This is a genomic window from Veronia pacifica (assembly GCF_001707825.1).
In the GTDB taxonomy this organism is placed as follows: domain Bacteria; phylum Pseudomonadota; class Gammaproteobacteria; order Enterobacterales; family Vibrionaceae; genus Veronia; species Veronia pacifica.
The window spans coordinates 1-19,144 of the sequence record NZ_LYBM01000060.1; the positions used below are offsets into that span (position 1 = coordinate 1).

The 19,144-nt window shown below is 42.1% G+C and carries 15 protein-coding genes and 2 pseudogenes; 11 read left to right on the forward strand and 6 right to left on the reverse strand.

Features of this window, described 5'->3' with window-relative positions:
• From A8L45_RS24720 to A8L45_RS21270, 7 genes and pseudogenes are all read left to right on the forward strand, one after another.
• On the forward strand, window positions 1–434 hold a 434-nt coding region (locus A8L45_RS24720; RefSeq protein ID WP_068905364.1), incomplete at its 5' end, for a hypothetical protein.
• Window positions 435–460: 26 nt separating this feature from the next.
• Window positions 461–706, forward strand: coding sequence for a hypothetical protein (locus tag A8L45_RS21250; RefSeq protein WP_068905365.1), 246 nt, complete (start codon window positions 461–463; stop codon window positions 704–706).
• Between the two features lie 476 nt (window positions 707–1,182).
• The gene (locus tag A8L45_RS21255) at window positions 1,183–1,896 is read left to right on the forward strand and encodes a C40 family peptidase (RefSeq protein ID WP_068905366.1); all 714 of its coding nucleotides are present in this window, start codon (window positions 1,183–1,185) and stop codon (window positions 1,894–1,896) included.
• Window positions 1,897–2,379: 483 nt separating this feature from the next.
• A complete protein-coding gene (locus tag A8L45_RS21260; RefSeq protein ID WP_068905367.1) occupies window positions 2,380–3,150 on the forward strand; it encodes an alpha/beta fold hydrolase in 771 nt (256 codons plus the stop codon).
• A 122-nt stretch (window positions 3,151–3,272) separates the two neighbouring features.
• Complete coding sequence (locus A8L45_RS21265; RefSeq protein ID WP_068905368.1) at window positions 3,273–3,707, forward strand: GNAT family N-acetyltransferase; 435 nt, start codon at window positions 3,273–3,275, stop codon at window positions 3,705–3,707.
• Between the two features lie 1,246 nt (window positions 3,708–4,953).
• Window positions 4,954–5,148 (forward strand): annotated as a pseudogene (locus tag A8L45_RS25430) (cellulose-binding domain-containing protein); the annotation flags it as partial.
• 975 nt (window positions 5,149–6,123) lie between these two features.
• Window positions 6,124–7,790, forward strand: a pseudogene (locus A8L45_RS21270) (hypothetical protein); the annotation flags it as partial.
• 190 nt (window positions 7,791–7,980) lie between these two features.
• Here the strand turns inward: A8L45_RS21270 and A8L45_RS21275 are convergent.
• Together A8L45_RS21275 and A8L45_RS21280 are read right to left on the reverse strand one after the other, a co-directional pair.
• Complete coding sequence (locus A8L45_RS21275; protein WP_068905369.1) at window positions 7,981–8,721, reverse strand: hypothetical protein; 741 nt, start codon at window positions 8,719–8,721, stop codon at window positions 7,981–7,983.
• Between the two features lie 714 nt (window positions 8,722–9,435).
• Complete coding sequence (locus A8L45_RS21280) at window positions 9,436–10,641, reverse strand: CobW family GTP-binding protein (protein ID WP_068905370.1); 1,206 nt, start codon at window positions 10,639–10,641, stop codon at window positions 9,436–9,438.
• A 599-nt stretch (window positions 10,642–11,240) separates the two neighbouring features.
• On the opposite strand from A8L45_RS21280, the gene A8L45_RS21285 reads away from it, so the two are divergent.
• A complete protein-coding gene (locus A8L45_RS21285; protein ID WP_068905371.1) occupies window positions 11,241–11,750 on the forward strand; it encodes a pilus assembly FimT family protein in 510 nt (169 codons plus the stop codon).
• Between the two features lie 140 nt (window positions 11,751–11,890).
• Here A8L45_RS21285 and A8L45_RS21290 read toward each other — a convergent pair whose 3' ends face one another.
• The 3 genes from A8L45_RS21290 to A8L45_RS21300 form a co-directional block, all read right to left on the reverse strand.
• Entirely contained in the window at window positions 11,891–12,106 is a 216-nt protein-coding gene (locus tag A8L45_RS21290; protein WP_068905382.1) for a hypothetical protein, read from the reverse strand.
• Between the two features lie 81 nt (window positions 12,107–12,187).
• Window positions 12,188–12,610: a TraR/DksA family transcriptional regulator gene (locus A8L45_RS21295; protein WP_175402051.1), complete on the reverse strand. Its 423-nt coding sequence runs from the start codon at window positions 12,608–12,610 to the stop codon at window positions 12,188–12,190.
• A gap of 389 nt (window positions 12,611–12,999) precedes the next feature.
• On the reverse strand, window positions 13,000–14,568 hold the full coding sequence (locus A8L45_RS21300; protein WP_068905372.1) for a DUF2306 domain-containing protein: 1,569 nt from the start codon (window positions 14,566–14,568) through the stop codon (window positions 13,000–13,002).
• A gap of 119 nt (window positions 14,569–14,687) precedes the next feature.
• Between A8L45_RS21300 and A8L45_RS21305 the strand changes: the two genes are divergently transcribed.
• On the forward strand, window positions 14,688–15,734 hold the full coding sequence (locus tag A8L45_RS21305; RefSeq protein ID WP_068905373.1) for a helix-turn-helix transcriptional regulator: 1,047 nt from the start codon (window positions 14,688–14,690) through the stop codon (window positions 15,732–15,734).
• A gap of 887 nt (window positions 15,735–16,621) precedes the next feature.
• Here the strand turns inward: A8L45_RS21305 and A8L45_RS24725 are convergent.
• Window positions 16,622–16,762: a hypothetical protein gene (locus A8L45_RS24725; RefSeq protein WP_175402049.1), complete on the reverse strand. Its 141-nt coding sequence runs from the start codon at window positions 16,760–16,762 to the stop codon at window positions 16,622–16,624.
• 54 nt (window positions 16,763–16,816) lie between these two features.
• Here A8L45_RS24725 and A8L45_RS21310 point away from each other — a divergent pair, with 54 nt between their 5' ends.
• Both A8L45_RS21310 and A8L45_RS21315 read left to right on the forward strand, forming a co-directional pair.
• The gene (locus A8L45_RS21310) at window positions 16,817–18,454 is read left to right on the forward strand and encodes a hypothetical protein (RefSeq protein ID WP_175402050.1); all 1,638 of its coding nucleotides are present in this window, start codon (window positions 16,817–16,819) and stop codon (window positions 18,452–18,454) included.
• Between the two features lie 253 nt (window positions 18,455–18,707).
• Window positions 18,708–18,938: a hypothetical protein gene (locus tag A8L45_RS21315; RefSeq protein WP_068905375.1), complete on the forward strand. Its 231-nt coding sequence runs from the start codon at window positions 18,708–18,710 to the stop codon at window positions 18,936–18,938.
• Window positions 18,939–19,144 lie beyond the last annotated feature (206 nt).

A 19,144-nucleotide genomic window follows, 5' to 3' on the forward strand; every position in this document is an offset into this window, starting at 1 on the left:
AACTTGAAAATATGAGTAAGTATATTCCTAAAGAACTTGAGAAATTTATACTCCCATTTAATTGGGATGTTAAAAAGGTATGGGAGTTACCGGCTCCGATAGAAGATGCCGAAATGAGCGTTTTTGAGTTTATGTTTGATCTTCCCTTTTGGAGTTCACGGCCAAACGCAGGGATGCTTTTTGATATTAGCCCAAATGAGGTATTAGAAAATATGAATCTCTACCCTCACCAGAAAGATCGAGTTGAGAATGCAGATATCCAGTATCCAATAGACCTTATTTTTGAAAATGGCACTTATTACATACTTGATGGATTGCACAGGCTTGCTCGGCATAAACTAATGGGCAATAAAACAATAAAAGCACGAAGACATAAACTAGAAATTCGTACCAAAATACAAGTTAACAAGGCATTGCAGCGGACAAGCCGCTGAATGAGGCGTTATACATAGGGATAGATATGGGTAACTTGTTCATCGGTACTGGGGGCTTCTTTCTCTTTTACTCAATCCTTGCAACCGTAACAGTAATGAATAAAATTGCATACTTCCTACCAATTGAGCTTTTTAGTGCGGGGTCTAGTGGTGCTGTATATAAAGTGGTCACAGCCGAAGGGCCAAACAAAGCTGAAATCGCCGTCTACGGAGCTAATGTTCTGCTAATCATAATTGGCATAGTCATGAATTATCTCGCTAAAAAGAGTTAAGCTTATATAACAAATATATTAACAGGACATTTTACTCGCCCCACAATTCCTCTTTGAGAGTCCACGTTTACGGTTCCTCAAACAACTTGGGCTAAATGCCCGTTATTAAAACGTTATCCCCCATCAATTTTAGAATTTTGAGTCCCAATGTTTACTCGCCAAATTCCTCTTTTCATAACCGCAGGTTTGTGTCGAATTCACAGAACAACCTTTGTTTGAGTGACGAGTCTGAAATTCCAATCACACATTTGAATTCACATTCAGGTTGTTGTTTCTTGGTGGCTTAAACACGGTTTGCGGCGATGCTAAACGCGGTAGCTTTTTCAAAAGGTGCTGGCGGCAAGCCGCGAAAGACATGGAGCAAGGGCTAACAAATGCAGCCACAGGACAAAAAACCGCTCCGCTATTTTTTGCCTGTGCTGGCAGGCGTTAGGCATTACAAGCAACTATGTCGAAATAACTGAAAGTGAGAAGTAATGAAAGCTGGAGATATATTAGCAACTCAATCTAGTGGATTCGTAAGTAAGGTTATTAGGTTGGGGACTGGTGGCGAATGGAGCCATGTCGCTATTGCTACCAGTAACAATAAAATTCTTGAAGCGGTAAAAAGTGACAACAATGAAGAGCCTCATGATGTAAGAGAAATCACCTTAAACAACTTTCTGAAAGACAAATCCAAAGTTATTCTTCTTAATCGACCAAATAAGTTGACAGGAAATGAGCATGCTAAGTTAATGAGGTTTTCGACGGAAACAAAAATCAAAGATTATACTTGGATGCATGCCCTAGCTACTACAATCTTGCCACTATACAAAATTGTATTAATGATCGTTTTCATTTCCTCAATATTCACGATTTCTACCGAAAATCTTTCCGTTTATTTTGGATTGCTTGGGGTGGTTTCAGCATTTCTCTTCGGGGTATATCAATTAATGGCACTTGCTACTAGAAGTTCATTTGGGGTGGAAACAACAGAGAAAATTTATAGTAAGTGCAGTCTTGGGCGATACCTCGTCAGGAAAAAATACGATATGTTTTGCTCTAAACTTGTACTCCTAGCAGATCGAGAAATAGATGGGCAGCTCTCGAAAGCCCTACAATATGAGGATGAGGTTCAACCAACTCAAATTGTCGAGTTATGTAAAAGTTTATGCTGGGAAGTTCAATACATAACTACCCCAAGTAAGTAATGCCTAACAAACAATTTAAGAGTGATTCAGCACGCTTGGCATTTTTGGTTTGAGTTAGTTTCAGTGATTACGTTGGTCAAAGTGAGTATCGTGGTAGCGTGCTTCACACCTTAATTGGGCGTTATCCCCCATCAATTCAAGAGTTTTGAGCCCCAAGGTTTAGCCACCAAATTCCTCTTTTCATAGCCGCAGGTTTGAATCCAAATCAGTGAACAACCTTTCTTTGAGTGACGTATCTGAAATTCCATTCACACATTTGAATTCGTGCTCGGGTTGTTGTTTCTTTGTGGCTTAAATACGGTTTGCGGCAAAGTGAAATGCGGTAGTTTTTTCAAAAGGCGCTGGCGGCAAGCCGCGAAAGACATGGAGCAAGGGGCTAACAAATGCAGCCACAGGACAAAAAACCGCTCCGCAATTTTTTGCCTGTGCTGGCAGACGTTAGGTTGGCGCGGTTTTCCATCGAACTAGTATGCAGAGGAATTAGTGAAAGAATTTAGAGTAAAAAGTTGCGACGCAATACTTAGATACCACGATTTTCCCGGTTCGGAAGTTCCAATTGTTTTTATTCATGGAATTGGCTGTGCATCCTCGTTTGATTATCCGCTAGTAGCATCGAGTAATTGGCTACTACCTCACAGGCGAATTCTTGTTGATCTCCTAGGGTCTGGTTTTAGCGATAAACCGGAAAAATTTGATTACTCGATACGTAGCCATGCGGTTTATCTTGAAGAGTTTATTAAATACTTGGGGTTGGATAAGTTTGCAATATTCGGTCACAGTATGGGCGGCGCAGTCTCAGTTGTTTTGGCCGAGAAAGTCCAAGAGCATCTACAAGCACTAGTGTTGAGTGAGGCTAACCTCGATGCTGGAGGTGGATTTTTTAGCAAAAAAATTGCTAGTTATACCGAGCTTGAATATAGAGACAAGGGACATGCCCAGATAGTGCAGGAGAGTATATGTAGCCTGAATACTCAATGGGCTGCATGCTTGGTCGTTAACTCATCGGTTGGCACGCACAGACAAGCCTTATCATTGATCGAAGGACAGAATCCAAGTTGGCGTGATATTTTGTACTCTCTGGAAGTAAACAGAACTTATATATTTGGTAGTAAATCTTTACCAGATCCTGATACTACAGAGTTGAGTGACCATGAGATAACGATTAGCATTGTTTCGGATGCTGGGCACTCGATGGCATGGGATAACCCCGACGGACTAGCAGAAGCAATAAAGAACGCGATACCAGCAACCTAACAAGAGCATGAACGGGACGTTTACTTGTGGCGCATTTTTCTAAAATCGGTGATTTAGCCGTTTCAATCAATTTGGGCTAGTAAACGCCCGTTATGCTAACGTTATGTGACTAAGTGAGCCGCATGAGAATCGAGAGAGTTTACGAACTACCCAGCCAAATCCTATCACTAGTCAATGAAAGTGAGGGGGAAGGATTTCGGTTTCTTGCTCGACTGAAATCTGATTTCGATAGTCGTGTAAACACCTTTAGCAACGACGGTGAAGCCTTATTCGCTGTATTCGAAGCCAATGTTCTGATAGCTATAGGTGGCATCAATGTACAAGAGATATCAGGGAATCAGGTTGGTAGGCTTCGTAGATTTTACGTAAAACAGTCACACAAAAGGTACGGTGTTGGGGCCAGCTTATTAAAGCGAATCGAAGCCTTTGCATTTGATCACTTCAGTGAGATACGGCTGTTCACCGATACAGCGAGTGCTGGCAGGTTTTACGAAAAAAACGGATACCAAAAAGCCTACGAGCAGGGTGCTAATTACATCAAGCGTAAAGTCACATAACAGGATTGACCTGCTCCCCAAAAACTAGACCATGCAGCACTAAGCCAAGAATCTATTAGTTTTTATTATCAAACATCAAATCGTGTAACTCACCTTGCTAAATTGATTCTGTCCAAATCCGCGCCAGATTGTCTGGCGCAATTCAAAACCTCCCATAGCTGTGCCAGTCCTTCTGCCTGAGGCCCAAATCGCCCATCATCGTGCCTAAATCCAATGTATCTATCAAGTTGGTAACTGTTCAAATAGACATTATTTATTGTTTTGTAAGGGTAAAATAACTTTTAGATATTTTTGTAAGAAACTTTCTTTCTCCAAAAAATTTAAAATGGCTTTATGGTTGAAATTTGAATATTTTAATGGTGTTTAAACTTCGGTAAGTTACTGATTTTTTGATGAGTAAAGATAGGTTTATGGTGTAAACGACATACTGCCATCCACATTAACGGAGAATTGTTGTAACAACCCATAGGAGTGCGGTAAAGGTCAGGCTGTTCACCTTTTATTGGAGCTAATCTAAAACGCTTAAATGTGTATGGCATAAAGTGGCTATTTACCGTCGAAATCTGTCACATGTTTATGTAGTCATGACCCGCGTCTGGAACAATATGAAATAGACCAAGATGTTTTAACACTGAGTTCTGGCGGTGATTTGGAACAATTTATATCGAATGTAGAAAGCTTGGTATTCGGCTTTTGTGAAAATCTTCATCAGATAACATTTGCTTTATCTTCAGCAAACATTTCCTGAATACACCTCAGAGCTGACTTGTGAGGCTGATTATCAAATGAAAGTGCTCAGTGAAAGTGTTTAAGGTAGGTGCTTAAAAAGCTGTCCATTACCCTGAAACCTGATAGCACTCAGTGAGAACTGATGGGTTCAATACAATACTATTTAATACTCTAGGCACGTTTTTACAGATAGTAAGGCAGAGTATTGTTGTTTGAAAAGTAAACGCTTTACTGTCTGTTTCCTCAAAATATCCCGTCTTTGTCATGAACTAACTGCTGCTTTTTTCTTCAATGTACATCTCTTAAGTGCAGTGACTCGAAGATTGTTGCAGTTGTGTGAATAGTCATTTGAGTGAAATCAATAGTCTGAGCAATATAGAGACCACTTAAGAAGCAGTAACACATTAATAACAAATCTGACTTCATTATGTATCCTACACTCGAGGTATGAAGTATCTTCATGACATTATTCAAAAAAAATAAACTCATTTTAGCGGTTTCAGTCGCGTTGGGGGCTATGAGCCCCGTTCAAGCTCTTGCAGCAGATAGCTGCGAATCCATTAACGAATATCCAAACTGGACCCAAGTTAACTGGGCTGGTGATCCATCCCACGCCAACACGGGTGACCAGATGCAGTTCCAGGGTAAAGCCTACACGGCTAACTGGTGGACGAAATCAGAGCCGGGTTCTGATGGCTCGTGGGCTTTTGCGTTTGATTGTAATGGATCAGGTGGTGGGACTGGCGATGGTTCTGGTTCAGTAGATGGGCCGGGTAGTGCGGATGCAACCTTATTGATTCGCAAAGACCCCGTTAACCTCGCCGTCACAGGGTGGCCACGTACACTGGCGTTGGGAACCTATACCGACACATCAGCAGCGTTAACCCCGGAATTAGCTGGTGCCAATGTCAATTCAGTTTTCAGCTCAGCGTCTAACGCGGCTGACGCCTTGGCGATACTGCAACAGGCCAGAAATGTTGAGAAATCCAATGGCGGTCAAACGATTGTACCTGTGGCTTCTGTTTCTACTGCATCTGGGTCGGGTGAGACTGATATTCTGACTTACGCCGACTTGGTTTCTCATTATCAAAATCTGATTCATATTGCGGCTCAGGTTCAGGCATTTAAAGATAATGCACATGCCTCACCGGGCTCTCTCGTGCTGAACGAAGGTCTTCTTGCCGCTTGGCAGGCAAACAAAGATACCTCTTTTGTGACGGTATTCGGCACAGACAGTGCACTGACCGAAGTGCAGGTGAAACAGGCCCTTCGTGAAGCCATCGCTAATGTGGCGTCCTCAACCGTAACCAATTCAGAAGGGACATCACAGCGTATTTCGAGCCTGTATGACCTGACCGCTATCGACACAGCAGTAGCTGGCCTTGATGACAACATCAAAGGCTGGGTAGCTTCTCAAAACTTTGTGGTTGAACAGTTTGCTAGCGACGTGTCTTACGGTTGGTCACTGGACGTGTCAAATCCGGGTTCGACAAGCTGGGTTCACAAAGATTATGCGGGTCTGCGAGCAACGTGGAAAGCAGCATCTCAATCTGTCGTGTCATTTGTGAATTGGACAGGCGCTTATGCGGATGCTTCTGCCAAGCCTGATTTTCTCGTGTTTACCCAAAGCAGTAATAATGGATTATCCGATGCTGGCCGTGCCGAGCATGCCTTTGGACCTATCGCATGGGACAACTACCTTGTTTATGTAAAACAAGTAACAGACTCCATCGATGTGCCTGCTATGTTGTATAAATTGCCGGGTGCTCACCTTGCAACAACGTCGCAAACAGGCAGTTATGATGTTGCCAAGCAAGCTGGTACAGCAGCCAGTTACTTCATGGGTGACAAATCATTAGGTAACGCGTCTACCAACTTGCGCAGCAACGTCGCCTCCATTCGACTGGACAGCGCCACATATGGTGTCTCTTCAGTATCGTCTCTGGTTGAGCAAGAATCTCATGATTGGGGTGTCAGCCAGCTCCGCCGTGCAGCTTACAGCAATGTCTTCTCTGTTCTCTGGGGTAGCGAGACCTCAACACCTGTCGTATCGGCCTCCGTCAACACTGATTGGCTCAAAGGTAAAGTTGCTGCTTACCAAGCAACACCGATTCCTCTCTATTACGAGCCTGAAAGTCTGACAGAGACACCGCTCACCACAGTGGCTTCTCTGAACGCTGATTTGGAAGGTGCTGAAACTGTGATGGACAACGAAGCTTTCTTGTATGAGCTTCCGGGTAACAAATGGGCACCTTCCACTATTTACAAGTGGAAAGACTTCCTTAAAGCATTAAATTCTATGCATAACGTGGGTGTTGCGAGTAATACCTTCTGGTTAATCGACCCTAACGCTGATGCAGAAACTAATGCTAAGTATGCGAAGTGGCCATTGCTGCATTCCTCTCTCAAAGTATGCAGGAAACGATTCGTTTCAACGCTTGTGATGAGAACAACTGGGCTGAAGTGAAATATGGTGCGCCAGCGAACCATCCGAACAGCGCATCTTGTGGTCAACTTGGTCAGAAATATGCGGATTATGGCGTGAATCCAATTACTGGTAATGACCACCCTTACTCTTGTCCGCGCAACAGTAAGCTGGAGCTTTCGGCAAATACACATGCTTCCTGGTATGGCGCGCCAGCTCCTATCTTTGTGGCGCCGGATGCCGTGCTGGAAGAGGATGGTAAATTGGTGGCGAATGCAGCTGGCCGTTGGGATATCAATGGCGAACATTGTATGACGAGCCCAACTAGCATCGACGAGAACAAACAGGTCTGGGAGCGCAATAAGTGTGAGATCTATGCCGGTCAAAAAGCGGGAGCATTCTTGTGGGATGGCAGCAGTCAGCAATCTATCGAAGGTTGTGGCTGGTGGGGTCGTGGTGTTATCCAAACCACTGGTCGTCAAAACTTCGGTACGCTTAACCACTTTATTGGCCGTAGCCACGTAGATCCAGAAACTGTTGGCAAGACGATAGACGGCACACTGGTCGAAGCGGCACCTGAGAATCCACTCTATGCCGACCTTGATTTGTGTTCGAACCCTCAGCTGATTTGTTCTACCGAAGAAAACACTGAGATCAAATGGATTGCAGGCTTGTTTTTCTGGATGACATCAGTACAGAACTACAACGATGAGGGCGGACAGTATGCATCATGGAATTATCATGATGAACTGAAAGCGTATGTAGACGGTGGCCTGGTTGGTACTAAGTTCGTTGATGCTGTATCCGGTATTGTTAACCGTGGCTGTCCAGACGATACATGCCCAGTGAGCGGTAAAGTGCATGCAATCAAAGAGCGTCGAGACAACTTCAAACTGGTACTGCAAAAGCTTGGGTTGAATCCGCAATAAACAGGCGTCACGTTTAATCTATTTTGTTCATTAAACTGAAAAGGAGCCATCACTGAGGGCTCCTTTTTTTTCACACTTGCTACTCAACAAAATACCCTGTGTAAACACCAGAATACCTTCTAAGATAGTCACATCATCAGGCTGAGAAACCAGCCTGCTATGTGAGTGCGGTGTTGATAACAGGTAGTGACTATCTCGCTGGTTTAGGGCTCAGAGAAGCTCGGCTTATGTTTGTTGTTATGCTGTTGATGTGATACGTTGTTTTGCCTTCAAATCCTGAATCAGTTCCAGCATATATCCAAAATCCTCCAAAGAAATCGGTATAGACTCTGACAGTAGATTCCATTGTCACTGTTTTCTTGACCACGGCATTTTCTTCACCACATGTAATGCCATTTGCTACATTACCGGCCACACCGCCCTGAGAGCCAGATTGGGCTTGATTACCTACGTCGATGGACACGATATAGGCCGGAAAGGCATCTGGTTCCTCAATACGGTTAATGGGCTCTCTCTTCGATGCGCCCAGCTTAAAGTAAACAGATTCGCCCGGGGCACCTCCGATACCAACGCAAAATGATTGAATATCTGTGGTAATTTCAGCCGACATTTTAAAGTCATAAGCTGTGTTGGGAAGCAATCCAGTTCGGTAGCCCTTGATAGCCATTTTTAAATCATCAGATCGATTGATGCCTGAAAGCATCCAGCCGGACTCATCTTGGAACGGTGATGGGAGGGGTTCATGCCCACTGTCTAATTCGAAGAATTCCTCATTATTCTGGAAATCATCACTCACCGGGTAATCGGAGAAGATAGCTTCAAAACCCTGATCTGACCGACTAAAGTCAATGACAAAAGGTTTAGAGATATCCAGGCAGCCCGATAAAGAAATGGTGACCAGCGAAATGGCTAAAAGTTTTTTCATATCCATATATTTCTTCACTCCTCAGCTATTCAAAAAAACGAGAGATATTTCAAACGAGCGTTTGTTTAATGCTGTGGGTAGTTGAAGTATATGTCCGTTAAATAAGGTTTTATTTTTGATTTCACTTACATTAAAACAAAGTATGAACTTATTTTTTATGAAATTTACTCGCCAATATCAACCAGTTGAATATAAATTATGTTGCCTATTAAATATGTCTAAAAAACAAGAAACGTCATGAGTGTTTAATTCAACGGCTTGAAGTAAGGGAGTTAACGGACTAAAACCGAATGGATTCTATATTTAACCATCATAAACAATGCTTTCCACCTAATTATTCTTAGCTTTTCTAATGTAGACAATTGCCCAAAAGAGCTGATGGTTTGAGCCGATGCGTATCAATGAATCATGACCGTGACCTGGGTATCTGCTCCAATCAATCAATGCATCATTGATTAAAGAGCCCCTTATAAGAAGCGATGAAAAGCACAAGAAACTATGAAAAGCGGGATTCAAGCTATTACAGGTGGTGGTGAGTCGTGAAAATGGCATGGCTACTTCTGTTGAGAATGGAGCGTGATACGGCACACCTGACGTTGCTATTCAAAAAAACGAGGCCATTCGACCTCGCTTATTTTGACCTAACGGCTCATGTGTATTGCACATTTCTTCGTTGAATGACGCCAAGGGTCATAACGTTTGTCGATGAGCGAGATGACATCAATTGTACTTTAACTTAGCAATATTTTTCGGCCACGGATCATCAAACGTCTTGCCGCTTTTCCACTGTTCAATTTCGCTATCTTTAAGGAAGCATTTTTGTAACGCCTCAATAAAGTGATCAACTTCATTCACCTGACCAATCACGGTTAATCGACACCGTCTATCACCAAACCGGCTTTCAACATTATCAATCTTCTCTTGCAGAATCTGGCGATGCTCATCAGTAAATTTCTGGTCTTCATCTAAGATGACCGATGCACGCCAAAACCCTGTTACCTCCAGGCCGACATTACCGTTAGCCTGGCTCCATAGCAAGGCCACGTCATCTCTACTTGGAAACCAAAAAAAGCCTTTGCTACGAAATACGCCTTTGGTCAGATACTTGTGGCAAGTATCCCAGAGTCGTTGGGGGTGGAACGGACGGTCGTCCTTGATGACCTTTGCGACAAGTGTTTGTCCTTGTTTGCCTGACAAATTGAGTGGCTCATTGACCGTATCCCGAAGCTCAGAGATAAGTTGCTCCACGAGGAAAAAATTATAATTTTGCTCTCGATTAAGCGATTTAATGTCGAGATTTCCCCATGATGTCTTGATAATTTCCGCGTAAACATTCAATGGATGAATTGATTTTGCAATGGTCTGTACAGTGTCATTGTCTAGTTTCTCTGTTTTGGTCAGAAGCACCTGATTTGAAAACATGATTTGCTCAACCAGCAGGTTTTCAATGCCGCGTTTTCCACTGCGTAAGTTCTCTTGCCACTGTGGTATCAGTTGTGTGCCTTGTTGGTAGTCATCGCGCAACCAAATTGCATCAACTAGGGTAATGACATCTTTAAGTGCAAACTCACGCTTGTGCTTAAAATACTCAACCAGCGGCAACGGGTGGCTACTTCCTGAAGTCTCGATGACTATCCAGCTCGGTCTCTTGTCTTCGCACATGGTATTCAGCGATTGTTTGAGCTGTTTAACCCCATCAGGACTGCTGATGCTCACTCCACTTACTGTGATGAAGTTACCTTTGTCTCTGTGCACGGCATCCATGCTTGAGATAAGTACACCATCGACATCTAATTCACTCATATCATTGACGATAACAGAGGGCGTTATATTGCTATCACTGGCCTGTTGAAGAATTTTTCGCAACAGTGTGGTCTTTCCTGAGCCAAGAAAGCCATGCAAAATTGTCACTGGAATTGAGGACATACCACTTCCCTTTAGCGCATTATAAGTAATGTTATAACATTGCATTTTGTTGGGAGTGACGTGCAAAATCAAGAGGGTATTATTCAATGACAAACGTCCAATCACACTATTATCTTGTTGAGTGCGAATTTGTGCCTGTCGTGGTTTCTCATGCGGGAGCTAAGATGCGTTTTTAATAAAAGTGTTTTATAGGAGAGTGTCAGTGTTAATGCGCTTAGACAGTGATGTGAGTGATGGGTAATCGCTGCATAACGAGGTTCCAGTAATATTGAGTTAACTATGCTATTTGTATGAATGATAATGTTATTTATACGTTTTTATATTGGGTGATGATGAATAAAAAATACTTATTAACCGCTTTTTATACCGGAATACTTAAATATTAACTATTCCTAAAGCATAAAAATTGTAAGCAGTCTTTTCTATAAAATACATAAATATTGTGTTCTCCATTTTTCGATATAACATCGCCGCCGAAGTTTATCCTCCTAAGGTTTATTACAGAAAAATACAGAAAAAATATAAGTATTTAGTCTTTTATTTGATTCTCTAGTCCAATGATATCCAGTTGCCATAAATGGGCAGAAAGTATGTGAGATATGAAAAGAAAACAATCGGGTTTTACTCTCATCGAACTGTTAACCACCATTATTTTTTTAAGTGTTCTCTCCGTGACAGCGGCTCCAAAATTAACAGGGGTGAGTTCCGGTGCTTACATCAATCAACTCAAGAGCCTGAAAGCAACAATAACCTCTTCACAACAGATTGCCCATACGAAGGCTGTTATCGCAAATGTAGAAGATTACCCTTACGTTAGACTGCCTGTTTTAACCAATGTAAAAACGACTTTTCGTTTCGGTTATCCAGCTGCTAACTATAACGGTATCGGTTACCTTATCGATGGGTTGGATAACCCAGATAACTGGGCATTTGTGGGCACGACGAGAAGTCCACATGTATTCTACATAACTTTCAGCAGTAAAGTAGATAGCATCAATACCTCAATGGATATAGGGAAAATTACCCGTTCAGAATGCTACCTCAAATACGAGGATGTAGCGGTGAAAGGTGAAAAGCCTAAAATAACTCTGGTCGTAGACAAGTGCTAACGATGTTATAAAGATAAACCGAAGCAATTGGCTTCGCGCAACCGGGATGAGAGAAAGTAATACAAAAGGGTGAGGAAGAGGGAGTGGCTTTGGTTTGCTCCCTCCAAGCTTTCAGCCTTAAGCAGAAACTCATCATAGGGCTATAGCTCACTTTTTGCCTGTTTAAACCACGCGATGGTTTGATGCCTTTGCTCATCACCGTAGAGCTCGACAAATTTTTTCGTCATATAGTCTTTGGGTGAGTTGAGGGCTTCTATTCGTGCCTCAATGTAGGGAAGGGTAAGTTCCTCCCCACAAATCACAGTAATACAGTGTCGCCATTCTTCATATGACGCTGGGATAATCGCTGTTTTCATGGAGTCTTCTCTCTCGTTTATATCGACACAAATCGTCCCTAGTGGACTAAGCATAGACCCGGGTACAGCTAGGCGATAGCACTAATCCTTGTACTGTATTTCTTTCATCTCCATCAAAGATTTTACGTCTGCACAGTATTCAGCTGTGGGTCTGATCAGCAACCGGGGGATCCCAATAGGTTCGTCAGTTTCTAGGCAGTAGCCATATGTGCCCAGTCGAATTCTCTCAAGAGAAATTTGTATCTTTGGTAGAAGTTTCTGTTCCCTTTCAACGATTCGTAATGCCAGGGCCGATTGTTCCTCCGATGAGGCTCGGTCACTGGGATCGCTTGAATCCATCGGACTGACCATCTGGTCTTTGGCTGCCTGAATCCGATCACGTGTCGTGTCATGAAGTTCAATCAGCCGTTGTCGAAAGAAGGCAAGTTGTGCTTCGTTCATGTAATTGTCTTCTGGCTCTTGCAGCATTTGTTCTTCGGTTAGTATTTTTACTTGGTCATTCATAATATTGATATTTACTTTATTGTGTTTGCCTTCCATCCATGGCGGCAGGATTGGAGCAACATCGTTGTTTGTCGGAAAATGTCATTTGCCGAAAGCAGGCAAGCATCAGTAACTCTTGCCCCGTATCCAAACAGCATAATAGATGTCAGTATGTTATAACATAACATTTCATAGGTTTTGTTAATTTTTGTGTCATCAAAGGCTGGTGGCAAAAGATGGTAAACGTAAAAAAGACTGGCTTTTCGAGGGAGAGGTGAGACGTCCAAGGCTCTATAAATAGGGCTCTCAAAGAGAAAGCACACCCCCATGAATCAACACCTGCGGGAGAGAGACATCTATGCATGATGTACCAGCCCGCCGGTAATTATTGAATTTTCAACTTTGTCCAATTAATGAATGCTGAATCGATTGGTATACCGAGAGTAGATGGCGACCAAAAAGGGAATAAGTATGGGAGTAGCGAGTGCAAAAGCAGCAGCCAATTGATAGCCATGCCCCTCAAGCCGATAAGGATCAGGAACAAAAGCCATCCAAGATGTGATGAATAGCGCTATGAACTGAAGGGCTGGAGATACCGCCAGCAAAATGACAAAAAACAGGCTCTCCCGAACAAGACCAATATTTGCTTTGAGATAACTAACACCAAGGTAGAGAGCAAATGCCAATGTGAACAACCCCGTCGTCATGTAATAGGCACCAGCAACTACCTTTTCATGCGTGGGTAAGCCCAATTGATAGCCCCAGTTGCACAGGATCAGTCCGGCAACTAGCGCTGCAACAAAGATTGGTTTTACTAAAAAGTGGTTTTTCTCAAAATGTTCAGATGAAGAGAGTAGGAGTTTTACACCGAGAGAAACAATAACAGCAGCAGCAATAACAAGAAGAGATGTACTTAATGGAGCCATAATTGTGTCATGCATGCTGGCAGCACTGACAGGCATCAACTGCATGATAGTAGGTGAAGATAGAAATCCTCCTGAAACAAAATAAAAATAGGCCATGAAGAGGAGCATCGAACCCGCTGTTAGTTTGACTGCGGTTTGAAGCGGAGGAGTAGCGGCGTTGTCTGCTGCAGTTTGCACCTTGGATCTTTTTAATGGGCTGGCAGCGCGATTGGCTACAAAAATCAAGTATCCACATAAGCTTGCGATAGCTAACAAAGAAATGTTAACGGCGATATTCATTTCGTTGAAGGAAGACTCTCCGGAAATGGGCCCTAAACCTATCCATAAAAAACGTTGTATTGGTGCAGTAAGAAAAGCGCCAAATGCAATGGCTTGCCAGCCCATATGACGGGTAATGTCTCGTTTCAAAATGGAATAACCCGCAATAGTCATACCCGAAACTGACACAACAACTAATATCCATAAGCCCCAGTAAAAAAACCAAGTGCTATACACATCTGATATCTTAGTAACGAAAAGGTAATAACTGCTCATGCTCATAGAAGCCATTGCTGCGCCTACGTAAAGCACGCCAAGTAATCTATGTGCCAGTCGAAACTGACGGCGAAAAGCAGGGATAAACTGGAATACGCCCGCAGCCATGATCACTAAACCGAGCATCATATGGGTGCTCAGCACATATCGCTCAGTTTTTGGCATTGCGTGGTAATGTTTCTCAGTACTCATGAGGCTATCCCGGCCATAAGCATATTGGTGAGAACCGAGCTCCGCGACAAGATCCAGCCAAGAAGGGAGGTATTGTTCAATGTATTCCGGGCTCTTAATAAGCGGCCCATATTCAGCCTCTTCAATAACACGTTCAATTGCCGAAGCCCCTTCGGTACTCGAGCTTATGACAGGCGATAACTTGGTTCCGGCATTAAAAGCTAAAAGCCCATACACAATAAGAATAAACGCTGCGCCCAGCCATAGTAATGTGGGGAGAGAAAAACGTGTCATACGTGTTCTGAGTTTCACAACATTGAAAAACAGATCGGTATTTTGAATTCTCATATGGCTTTCCTGATATTGTTATGATTAAAAAAGCATATATAAATAGTGTGGTTGCTAACATAGCGATCCCTGCCAATACTTAGCCTAACTTGCCAAAGTAGGAGGCGTAACTCGCTAGAATGATGAATGACACTTCGCAATTGACGCCGTTTGATGCGTTATATTTTTCCGCAAGTTATTTACAGCTGCTCAAAGTGGTTTGCGATGTAAATGGAGACGACTTTGGGGAATTACTCAGGTCGGAGTTTGGTCTTGATGAGTCAGTAATAGAAGAGCCTGATGCCAAGATAGACGGTAGCAACATGGAGCTTCTGCTTACCAAACTTCAGTCATTTATCCGTATCAGTCAGGAGAATCAGCGCTACCTCATAAATAGTTTTCCATTGAGCATGCATGGCTATCTGGGTTTGGCAGCGATGACATCTGCCACTGTTCGTGAAGCCATTGAAATTGTTATCCGTTTTTTCAGTCAGGTTATGCCTGTTTTCCATTTATCAACACAGCAATCAGACGATAGAATATCGATAACACTTATACCCGTTACTGATTTGGGAGAACAAATTGAATTACTTGCTGAGACTGCTCTCTATAGCTTTTGTTCTTTAGGAAAATTTACCCACCTTGAACATTCCTGCATCTGTATTGAGTTCACCCATGAGCAACTGAACCTGACAATACTACCGGAGCTTTTTCCCGGTATAGAAATCAATACTAAGTGCCGTGACTATCGCTACTCAATTTCTATTTCCGCCGTCGATTCAGAGATAATTACTGGCAATATCACTACGCAAAAAATGCTGTCAGCCATCCTTGAAGAAAAACAGCAAGAAATAGATCACAGCCAACCACTGACTATTACTGTAAGAAAAATCATCTACGCCAGACTCGAAAAATCAATGACGTCTTCGTTGGAAACAGTGTGTGAAGAAATATATCTATCAAAGCGAACACTTAGCCGCAGATTACATGAAGAGGGAAATAATTTTAAAAACATATATAACGCATGTCGGGTACAGCATGCCCGGAAATTATTACTTGAGCCCAAAAACACAATATCTACTATCGCAGACGCTCTCCATTTTTCTACTGAAGCCAGTTTTTCCCGCTTCATAAAACAGCAAACAGGCCGAAGTCCGAGTGAGCTGAGAAAACGAAGAAACAAATAAAAATATAAATACTCACTATGTGTATTGATCACAGACTAGAAAAACTCTTTGTGAAAAAGGCGCGGTAGCACTTTTAAAATCGCTACGTCAGAGTAAATTTACCTGTTTTTTTCATTTTTTTCATTTTTTTTATAAGACTAAGCTAGTAAGAAATCTCAATACCTACACACCATCTCCCGATTTTTTCAAACAAATAATTTTTTAAGTTAGTTTGATTTTTAGACTTTTATCGCTTTTTAATATTGGTTTTAACAAAGATAAAATATTGATTTTAATGTTAAAGATATAATCATTATCTTTGCGTTTTTATTTGTTATTTTGTTTGTTTTCAAAAATGAAACAGATATATTTCCACAGCATATGTATATTTTTTTATAGGCGAATTTTATTGTTAGACCAAATTAATAACCATCAATAAGAATCAATATAAAAAGTTAAAGATATTCATACCACAAAGTTAAAAAATATAGGCATGATAGATAAGGCTCATCTGAGCTTTCAACTTGCTGTGTCATGGGACCTCTCCTAAAGGTTTGTCTTTAGGTAAAGCCCTTTCGTAGTGACTATCTGAACTGTATTGAATTAAAGAGGAAGAAATTAGTATTTCTCAGGCAGTGGTATGTCTAGAAAAAAAGCGATTATGTTCAATATTATTAGACTAAATATATTGATAGATAAAATATACTGTAAAAGTAATTATAAATGAATATCTAGGCATAATTAGCGCAGAAACCTTACCAGCTTCCTCATGAAAAATTAGAAAAAATAACATGTAATAATGTGAGGAATTTATGCGTATCATTATCAGTAAAAAAAGGAATTTAACATCCAGAAAAGTATATAAACTTATCTTTTCTACCTTTTCCATATTGTTATTCACCACAACGTTAATGTCGACCAATCAGGTCAGTGCGAGTAATAGCAAACCCAATTCTTTGTCTAGCAAGTTTTTCAGCAATCCAAAGCTGAAAATGAATCGAGCTGGAGAACAGTGTAACGCTAATATAACGACTTGGAGAGGTACTCATGGAAATACCCAACCAAACCCTGCCCTTGTTTTTAATAATCAACATTTTCTGAGGATGGATAATAACTTCAGTTTGCACAAAACGATTCAACATATCATCAACAGTGCTCCTCCTGGTCCGCAAACGCCGGTAGATACAGTCGTAAAATCTATGTTGTCTTCATTTCTGGAGAGTGAGCAAGAACACCATGGCATGCTATTGGATAAAGAGCGTCGTGATGCAGAAGCTAGTTTGAATCCAGATTTATTCATAGATGAAATGAAGCCAGTTGCGATTTTTAACCGATTTGACCTCGCTGACAGTAACGGTAAAAACTGCGGAGAGTACCGTATTGTCTACGCCAGAGATGTGCCGGTGCCGGATAATCGCTCTTTGGGTCGTTTCACCATGATTTTTGAGGCAACTTATCCGAACCCAATACCAGAAGAGGGAAGTCGGGGATGTTTGCCTGTGGCTAAGTTCTGGGATTCTTTAACGCGCCCAGGAATAGTAGACTTGCATCGAGAATGGTCGATATGGCAGTTTCTCTATCAAGGGATCACTCAGGACGGTATTGATCTGCCGCCGGCGATAAACTTCCATCATTATCAGGGGGATATGGGGCAAATTAGAGTCAATATGTTTGTTCAAGAAGACTGGCAACTCAGAGAATTCAGAACGGGAATGGATGACAACCTTGATATCATTTTTAGTCCGGTGTCGGTGAAGACTAACCCAGTCATTCAATATCTTAACGAAGCAAACGATAATGGGATGACCACTGATCAACAATTGATAGCAAAAGAGTTTCGCGACGATTTTATCAACAAAGGTGTCAGAGCATTGTCCAACCCCGAGTTCGACGGTCTTGTCAATGAAATTGATATCTTAAACAGTCTCGAAATCTTCGTTGAAGACAAATTCAATAATGTTCAGTCTGCAGTTAACGCTAGTAGCGATGCGACGAAAGTTGTGTCGAATGCATTCCGCGAAAGAATTCGATCAAAAATTAATGGTTTAGGGTCAACAACGGACGATCCTGCATTGATTCTTGAACGACTCAACACCCAGACTTGTGCTGGATGTCATGAGCTCTCAAATGAAAAGAGAGTATTCAAGCAGTTTGTATGGCCTAAAAGCCTGGGATTTGTCCATGTTAATGAACAGGGAGATTTATCTGAGGCGTTATTGGGAACTTTCCTACCGCGAAGAGTCCAAATTTTGGAAGACTTTATTTGTGATCCGCCACTTCCAGTCATGACAGTAAAGAAGGAACAGAAAAAGGTCGTGGTTGATTCAGAATTCATTTCCCCCATGGGTAATGATCAGGTTGTGTTCAATATAGAAGATCCAGACATTCAGCTGGGGAAATCAAAACCGACCAGAAAGTGGAAGGGGTTAAGGTTGCCCGTCGTTGATCAGGATGGTAAGAGGCATAGAATGATCCTACGTGGTGCCAAGCTAATTCATACCATTAACTCTCTCAAACAAAAACCAATGGATTTGTCGGTGAAAAATCCATTGAATGGCAAAGCTCAGTTTTTGCTGATATTTCGACGAAATGACAACAAGCATCTGCCCAGTGGTACCTATCGATTGGCAGAGGGGGATGATGCGACTATCGATGTCATTGCCAAATCGGCAAAAACTGGTCAGGTCATTGAAATGTTGAAGTACAAACTGAATATTCAGATTGAACGAAAGAACAAATGAGCATGGCGGTGTTTGTGGCGAATGTCGCTGCCGACGCCAGAGAGCTTTCACTAGGTAGGTAAGGTAGTCTTACCTGCCTTTTTCTTGACGATTTCTGCTGTCTCCGTTTCGTGCTTTATCCATAGATGAAGTGAAGCCAGTTGCGATTTTTAACCGATTCGACCTCGCTGACAGTAACGGTAAAAACTGCGGAGAGTAACGTATTGTCTACGCTAGAGAAGTGCCGGATGTTCGCTCTTTGGGGCGTTTTACCATGATTTTTGAGGCAACTTATCCGAACCCAATACCAGAAGAGGGGATTCGGGGATGTGTGCCTGTGGCTAAGTTCTGGGATTCTTTAGTGGGCCCAGAAATGGAAGATGTTGATCGAGAGCTTGCGATATGGCTATTTCTCTATAATGGGAGCACTCAGGACGGTATTGATCTGCCGCCGTCGATAAACTTCCACGGGAGGACAATCTTTCTCAGATATCGCAAAATCTGAAATTAATCCTCCATCCCTTTTGAAACGTGCGGTTTTATTTAGTGCTCTACAACCATACTTGTCACTTCGTACCTTGAGGTTACACACTTCAATTTTTCGTCATCTGACGCAGACACTATCTTATTCCTCCTTCGTGATTGTGATAAGGCTCTAAAGCCATACATACAAGGCCAATGGAGTGAAACATCCTTTGATAAGGTCGGTGT